The 7,078-nt window shown below is 74.9% G+C and carries 9 protein-coding genes; 6 read left to right on the top strand and 3 right to left on the bottom strand.

From position 1 onward, the window contains the following. Positions 1-33: 33 nt before the first annotated feature. Entirely contained in the window at positions 34-189 is a 156-nt protein-coding gene (locus AB0M52_RS27925; RefSeq protein WP_363959699.1) for a hypothetical protein, read from the bottom strand. 70 nt (positions 190-259) lie between these two features. Between AB0M52_RS27925 and AB0M52_RS27920 the strand changes: the two genes are divergently transcribed. Genes AB0M52_RS27920 through AB0M52_RS27905 form a run of 4 tightly spaced genes read left to right on the top strand, consistent with a single transcriptional unit; the run spans position 260 to position 4,258 of the window. After that, positions 260-577 carry a DUF4129 domain-containing protein gene (locus AB0M52_RS27920; RefSeq protein WP_363959696.1) on the top strand — a complete coding sequence of 106 codons (318 nt, stop codon included), beginning with the start codon at positions 260-262 and terminating at the stop codon, positions 575-577. Continuing rightward, a complete protein-coding gene (locus AB0M52_RS27915) occupies positions 574-1,968 on the top strand; it encodes a DUF4350 domain-containing protein (RefSeq protein ID WP_363959693.1) in 1,395 nt (464 codons plus the stop codon). Before AB0M52_RS27920 ends, AB0M52_RS27915 begins: the two co-directional genes overlap by 4 nt. Further along, complete coding sequence (locus tag AB0M52_RS27910; protein WP_363959690.1) at positions 1,965-2,951, top strand: MoxR family ATPase; 987 nt, start codon at positions 1,965-1,967, stop codon at positions 2,949-2,951. The genes AB0M52_RS27915 and AB0M52_RS27910 overlap by 4 nt, the downstream gene beginning before the upstream one ends. Further along, a complete protein-coding gene (locus AB0M52_RS27905) occupies positions 2,948-4,258 on the top strand; it encodes a DUF58 domain-containing protein (RefSeq protein WP_363959687.1) in 1,311 nt (436 codons plus the stop codon). Before AB0M52_RS27910 ends, AB0M52_RS27905 begins: the two co-directional genes overlap by 4 nt. A gap of 37 nt (positions 4,259-4,295) precedes the next feature. Here the strand turns inward: AB0M52_RS27905 and AB0M52_RS27900 are convergent, their stop codons facing one another. Next, entirely contained in the window at positions 4,296-5,294 is a 999-nt protein-coding gene (locus tag AB0M52_RS27900; protein ID WP_363959684.1) for a stage II sporulation protein M, read from the bottom strand. A gap of 41 nt (positions 5,295-5,335) precedes the next feature. Here AB0M52_RS27900 and AB0M52_RS27895 point away from each other — a divergent pair, with 41 nt between their 5' ends. Both AB0M52_RS27895 and AB0M52_RS27890 read left to right on the top strand, forming a co-directional pair. Continuing rightward, positions 5,336-6,337, top strand: a complete 1,002-nt coding sequence (locus AB0M52_RS27895; RefSeq protein ID WP_363959681.1) for an RDD family protein — start codon at positions 5,336-5,338, stop codon at positions 6,335-6,337. Further along, the gene (locus AB0M52_RS27890; RefSeq protein WP_363959679.1) at positions 6,337-6,492 is read left to right on the top strand and encodes a hypothetical protein; all 156 of its coding nucleotides are present in this window, start codon (positions 6,337-6,339) and stop codon (positions 6,490-6,492) included. Before AB0M52_RS27895 ends, AB0M52_RS27890 begins: the two co-directional genes overlap by 1 nt. A 79-nt stretch (positions 6,493-6,571) precedes the next feature. Here the strand turns inward: AB0M52_RS27890 and AB0M52_RS27885 are convergent. Further along, positions 6,572-7,078 (bottom strand): adenosylhomocysteinase (locus AB0M52_RS27885; protein ID WP_363959677.1); only part of this gene is annotated, 507 nt, incomplete at its 5' end.

Raw genomic sequence — 7,078 nt, 5'->3', positions numbered from 1 at the left:
ATGAGCCACCGATGACCGCTCGCGTGCGTAGAACTACGTAATCCCCAGCACCCGGGCCAACTCCACCCGCGAACGGATGCCGAGCTTCGGATAGAGACGCCCCAGGCGGCCGGCCCGGCCGGCGGCCGCCAGCACCGCACCCGCGCCCGCCACCGACCTGCCGCAGCCGGTCGCACCGCCGGCCAGCATCGCCTCGCTGGCCGAGCGGCTGGCCGCCGAGGGCCGCTACGAGGAGGCGATCCGGGAACGGCTGCGCGCCATGCTCCACGATCTCGCCGACCGGAACGTGGTGCGGGTCCGGCCCGGCATGACCGTCACCGAGGTGGTCACCGCGGCCACCGCCAACCACCCAGCGGCCGGCCCGCCGCTGGCCGCCGCCGCGACCATCTTCTCCGAGGTGTGGTACGCCCAGCGTCCCGCCACGGCCGACCACGACCACCGGATGCGCGACCACGCCAGCCGGCTGCGGCACCTGCTCGCCGACGAACCCGCCGAAGCCGACGGGCACACCGCGGGCTCCCCGGGCGGCACCAGGTCCGACCGGCCGTCGGCGGCGAGCGGGGAGCCGGCACCGTGACCGTCGTGCGCCGGCCCCGGCGCCGCCGGCACCGGATCCTGATCCCACTGCTGCTGGGCGCGTCGTTGCTCGCTACCACGCTGGTCACCCACGCGGTCGACCAGCCGGACCAGAGCGACAAGGGGTTCCTGTCCCCGGTGGCGACCGGCGACGACGGCGGCAGCCGGCTGGCCGCGAGCCTGGCTGGGCGCGGGGTCGTGGTGCTGCGGGAGACCGACACCGTCCGGGCGCTGCGGGCCACCCGCTCCGGTCCGTCCATCCTGTTCGTTCCGGCACCGGAGCTGTTGCATCCGCAGACCGTCGACGACCTGGGCAGGCTGCCCATCGGCACCCGGCTGGTGCTGGTCGACCCGCCTCGGCGGGTGCTGGCCGCCGCCGGGCTGCCACTGCGGCCAGCCGGCCGGCGCTGGGCGGCCCGGGCCGTCGGCCCGCACACTCCCGGGCCCTGTCCGCTGTCCGAGGTCGCCTCCGCCGCGACGGCCGCCGTCGCCCGGCAGCGGTACGCCCCCAGCGGCGCCCCGGGCAGCGTCGACCTCTGTTTCTCGGCTGGCCTGGCCCGCCTGCCCGGCCCCGCCGAGAGCGTGGTGGTCGGCGCCAGCGACCCGTTCCGCAACGGCCGGATCGACGAGTGGGACAACCACGCCTTCGCCACCGGTCTGCTCGCCACCGCCCGCCGGGTGGTCTGGCTCGACCTGGACGGCCCCGCGCCACCACCGCCCAGGCCCAGCTCCGCCCCCACCACGGAGCTGCCCGATGCCGAGGACTACGGCACCGGCAACGGCCGGCCCGAGCGGGGGAACGACGACGGCAGGAACGGCACTTCCGGCGACGGGCCCCGCGGTGACGCCTCCGGCTCCGGCGGCCCGGACCAGACCGGGTCGCCAAATCCGCTCTGGTCCGCCTTCCCGCCCTGGTTCTGGGCACTGCTGCTGCAACTCGCCCTGGCGGCACTGCTGATCGCCGCCGGGCGGGCCCGCCGGCTCGGCCCGCCCACGCCGGAGCCGCTGCCGGTGACCGTGCCAGCCGCGGAGACGGTCCTCGGCCGGGCCCGGCTCTACCGGCGGGCCCAGGCCCGGGAGAGCGTCGCGCAGACGCTACGGGCGGCTGCCCGGTCCCGGTTGGCCCGCCGGCTGCACCTGCCGGCCGACGCCCCGCCCACCGACGTGGCCGCGGCGGTCGCCGCCAGCACCGGCGACCGCCCGGACACCATCCGCGAACTCCTCTACGGCGACGCCCCGGCCACCGATCAGGACCTGCTGGAGTTGGCCGACGACCTGGACCGTACGACCCGTGGCCCGGCATCCGCGAACACACCCCCGCCGGCCGGCACCGTTCCGGAGCCGCCGGCCAGGCAGCCGCCGCAGCCTCGAACCGAAGGAGACACCCGGTGACCCGACCCGCCACGACCGCCGACCCGCTCGCCGCCGAACCCACCCGGGCCGCGCTGCACCGGCTACGCGCCGAGGTCGCCAAGGCGGTCGTCGGGCAGGACGGCGTGGTCACCGGGCTGATCGTCGCCCTGCTCTGCCGCGGCCACGTGCTGCTGGAGGGCGTACCGGGAGTGGCCAAGACGCTGCTGGTGCGTACCGTGGCCGCGGCGCTCGACCTGGATGCACGGCGGGTGCAGTTCACCCCCGACCTGATGCCCGGCGACGTCACCGGCTCGATGGTCTTCGACTCGCGGACGGCGGCGTTCACCTTCCGGGAGGGGCCGGTCTTCACGAACCTGCTGCTCGCCGACGAGATCAACCGGACCCCGCCGAAGACCCAGTCCGCCCTGTTGGAGGTGATGGAGGAACGGCAGGTCACCGTCGAGGGCAAGCGGCGTACGCTGCCCGACCCGTTCATCGTCACCGCCACCCAGAACCCGGTGGAGTACGAGGGCACCTACCCGCTGCCGGAAGCCCAACTCGACCGGTTCCTGCTCAAGCTCACCGTGCCGCTGCCCAACCGCGAGGAGGAGCTGGGCGTGCTCCGCGCCCACCATGCCGGCTTCGACCCGCGAGACCTGACCGCCGCCGGGGTACGCCCGGTGGCCGGCGTGGCCGACCTCGCCGCGGCACGGGCGGCGGTGGGTCGGGTGCACGTCGCCGAATCGCTGCTCGGCTACGTGGTCGACCTGTGCCGAGCCACCCGCGCCACCCCCGCGCTGGAGCTGGGCGCCTCGCCCCGGGGGGCGACGGCCCTGCTCGGCACCGCCAAGGCGTGGGCCTGGCTGACCGGGCGCGACCACGTGGTGCCGGACGACGTCAAGGCGATGGCCCGGCCCACCCTGCGGCACCGGCTGCGGCTGCGCCCGGAGGCCGAGTTGGAGGGCGTCGGGGTGGACGCCGTGCTGGACACGGTGCTGGCCGCCGTGCCGACGCCGCGATGACCTGGCGGGCGGCGGCGCTGCTCGCGGCGGGCGCGCTGACCCTGCCCGCGTGGCCGGCACCGTTCGTCGGGGTGGCGGTGATGACCGGCGCGGTCCTGCTGCTGCTCGCCATGGATCTCGCGCTGGCCGCGCCACTGCGGGCGCTGGCCGTCGAGCGCGATGGCGAGCGCGCCGTCCGGCTCGGCGGCACCGCCACGGTCACCCTGCATCTGCGCAACACCTCCGGTCGTACGCTGCGCGCCCAGGTCCGCGACGCGTGGGTGCCGTCGGCCGGGGCGCGGCCGGACGTACCGCCGGCCCGCGTGGTCGACGTCGCCCCCGGTGAGGTGGTGGCCCTGCCCAGCCGGCTCACCCCGACCCGTCGGGGCGACCGGCCTGCGGTGGCACTGACCGTCCGCTCGCTCGGGCCGCTCGGGCTGGCGTTCCGGCAGCGGACCGGCCGGCCCGCCACCCCGCCGTGGACCCTGCGCGTGTTGCCCCGCTTCGACTCCCGCCGACACCTGCCGGAGAAGTTGTCCCGGCTCCGCGTCATCGACGGTACGCAGGTCGGCCGGGGACGCGGCGCGGGCACCGAGTTCGACACCCTGCGCGAGTACGTGCCCGGCGACGACGTGCGCTCCATCGACTGGCGGGCCAGCGCCCGCCGCGCCGAGGTGATGGTGCGCACCTGGCGGCCGGAACGGGACCGGCGGCTGGTCTGCGTGCTGGACACCGGGCGCACCTCGGCGGTACGGCTCGGCGAGGAGCCCCGGCTGGACACCTCGATCGACGCCGCGCTGCTGCTTACCGCGCTGGCCGCCCGGGCGGGTGACCGGGTGGACGTGCTCGCCGTCGACTCCGCGCCACGGGCGTCGGTCACCGGGGCCGAGCGGCCGGCGCAGTGGCCTCGGCTGGCGCACGCGCTGGCCCCGCTGCAGCCCGCGCTGGTGGAGACCGACTTCCGACTGATCGCGGGCGAGTTGCTACGCCGGCACCGCCCGCGCAGCCTGGTGGTGTTCCTCACCGCGCTGGAGCCCGGTGCGCTCGGTGAGGGTCTGCTGCCGGTGCTGCCCCGACTGGCCGCCCGGCACCGGGTGCTGGTGGCGGCGGCACAGGACCCGGTGCTGGCCACGCTCACCACCGAGCCGCCGGGCCGGCCCGAGGACGCCTACGCCGCGGCCGCCGCCTGGCGTACGTTCGCCGAACGCGACCGCCTCACGTCGGCCCTGGCCCGCCACAACGTCCTCGTGGTCGACACCCCCGCCCCACGCCTGGCCCCCACCCTCGCGGACACCTACCTCCGCCTCAAATCCACCGGCCAACTCTGACCACCCGCCCACCCGCCCCCCCGGGTTGATCATGAAGTTAGCGGGCGGATCGGAGATCGAAATCCCCGACAACTTCATGATCGACGGGGTTTGGGCGGGTGGTGGTGGCGCGGGAACCGAGGAGGAGGACGTAGGCCAGGAAGGCCAGCCAGGTGGTGGCGCCGATGGCGATGCGCAGCGCCACCGGCAGCGGGGCGGGGGTGACGAACGCCTCGATCACCGCGGAGACCGCGAACAGACCGACCAGGCCGAGGGCGACCAGGATGCCGTCGCGTCCCGCCCGGGCCACCGCCTGCCCCCGGGTCAGCTGCTCCGGCGGCGCGATCCACGCCCACCCCGTACGCAGCCCCACCCCGGCGGCCACGAACACGCCGGTCAGCTCCAGCAGCCCGTGGGGGGTGATCAGGCCGAAGAAGACGTCCGCCCGGCCGTAGGAGACCATCACCCCGCCGACCACACCGATGTTCACCACGTTCTGCCACAGCAGGTAGCCGACCGGGACGATCAGCACCCCCGCCGCCAGGCACTGGGCCGCCAGCCAGGCGTTGTGCGTCCACAGGTGGAAGGCGAACGTCGGCGCGGAGAACTCCGTGTAGTAGCCGGCGAAGCCGGACTCGACCAGATGGGCGGCCTCCGCGTCGCCGATGAACGCCGCCGCCGTTTCCGGGTTGTCGGCGACGAACCAGATGAGGGCGAAGGTGAGCAGGGTGAAGCTGGTCGCCACCGCGCACCACCACGGCGCCGCCCGCCAGACCGCCCCGGGAAAGCCGACCAGCAGGAACCGGTGCACCGCCGCCCAGGACGGGCGGGGCCGGCCGGTTAGCCGGGCGCGGGCCCGGAGCACCACCTGGGACAACTCGCCCACCAGGGCCGGGTCGGGTGAGCGGCTGCGCAGCACGGACAGCTGGGTGGTGGCCCGCTGGTAGAGCGCGACCAGTTCGTCGACCTCGGCGGCGTCGAGCCGTCGGCGGTCACAGAGCTGGCCCAGCCGGCGCCATTCCCCGCCGTGCTCGGCGACGTACGCGTCGAGATCCACCAGCCACCCCCGTCCGCGCGATCATAGTGTTCACTGTCCGGGTGAGCACCTCAACGCGACCGTGGACCGCCCCGGCCTGGGGCGACGCCGGCCTGGTCAGCGGGGAGGCGGTGGAGCTGGACGTACGGGCCGCCCGGATCGGCTCGCGGGTGCTCGCGCTGCTGCTCGACGTCCTGGTCCAACTGGTGCTCGGCCTGCTGCTCGCCGCGCTGGCCGGGCTGTTTCTGGCCGTCCTGCCGTACGGCGTCATCGACGTGCCGACGGAGCGAGCGCTGCTCACCGTCGGTGTCGTGCTGTTGCTGGTCGGGTACCCGGTGATCTTCGAACGGTTCAACCACGGGCGGACGCCGGGCAAGGCGGCGGTCGGGCTGCGGGTGGTCAGCGTCGACGGCGCCCCGGTCGGGCTGCGGCAGTCGCTGACCCGGGCGCTCGTCGGGGTCGCCGTGGAGTGGCCAGGTTTGGTGCTGCCGCTGGTGTCCTGGGTGGCCGGGGTGACGGTGATGCTGACCGACGCCCGCGGCCGGCGGCTGGGTGACCTGGTGGCGGGCACCCTGGTCGTACACACCCGACCCGCGACGAGGTGGCGCCCGGTGCCGGCCACGGTGCCGGTGCTGGCCGGTTGGGCGTACACCCTGGATTTGAGCCGGCTGGACGCCGGCCTGGCGCTCGCCACCCGGCAGTATCTGGCCCGGTCCCACCAGTTCGCCGAACCGACCCGGAGCGACCTGGCCCGGCGGCTGTGGCGGGAGGTCGCCGGGGTGACCGCCCCACCGCCGCCGCCGGGGCTGCCGGAGCCGGTCTACCTGGCCGCCGTCCTCGGCGAGCGGCACCGGCGGGCCCGCCACCGGCTCGCCGGCGCGCGCGCGCTCGCCGCCGCGCTCTGGCCACAGCTCGGGTCCGCGTCGTTCACGAGCCAACCGGACGAACCGGTGACCGCTCCGCCGGCGCAGGCCGGTCCAGGGGTACGATCGCCGGCCCGGCCGGAAACCGATGCGGGAGCGGCGCCGGTGGTCGGTGCCGAGCCGACGCCGAGGAGGCAGTGATGAGGGGTTTCGGGCCGTGGCTGGCCGTGCTCGCGGTGGTGCTGCTGCTCAGCGCGCTGCGGCTGCGCGCTCTGGCGGCGGTGGTCTCGCTGGCCTGGCTGGCCTGGTGCGTCTGGACCTGGATCCGCCCCAACCCTCGCCGCGACCACCGCTGACCCGGCGACGATCGGCCGACCCGGCAGCTAAAACGCCGAACCGGGCCGACCTGAGGCCGGCCCGGTTCGCCAGGGTCGGTCAGTAGCGGTAGTGGTCCGGCTTGAACGGGCCCTCCGGGGTGACACCGAGGTACGCCGCCTGCTCCGAGGTCAGCGTGGTCAGCTTGGCGCCGAGCGCGTCCAGGTGCAGCCGGGCGACCTTCTCGTCCAGGTGCTTGGGCAGCACGTACACGCCGACCGGGTACTCAGCGGTCTTGGTGTACAGCTCGATCTGGGCGATCGTCTGGTTGGCGAACGAGTTCGACATCACGAAGCTCGGGTGGCCGGTGGCGTTGCCCAGGTTCAGCAGGCGGCCCTCGGAGAGCACGATGATCGCGTGGCCGTCGTCGAACTTCCAGAGGTCGACCTGCGGCTTGATGTTCTCCCGGGTGACGTCCGAGCGCTTGGCCAGGCCGGCCATGTCGATCTCGTTGTCGAAGTGGCCGATGTTGCCGACGATGGCCTGGTGCTTCATCCGGGCCATGTGCTCGTTGGTGATGACGTCGAAGCAGCCGGTGGCGGTGATGAAGATGTCCGCCTGCTCGAC

The organism is Micromonospora sp. NPDC051296 (assembly GCF_040682255.1).
In the GTDB taxonomy this organism is placed as follows: Bacteria; Actinomycetota; Actinomycetes; order Mycobacteriales; family Micromonosporaceae; genus Micromonospora; species Micromonospora craterilacus.
Note: the sequence above shows the minus strand (reverse complement) of the source record. Positions and strands in the feature narration are given on the sequence as shown.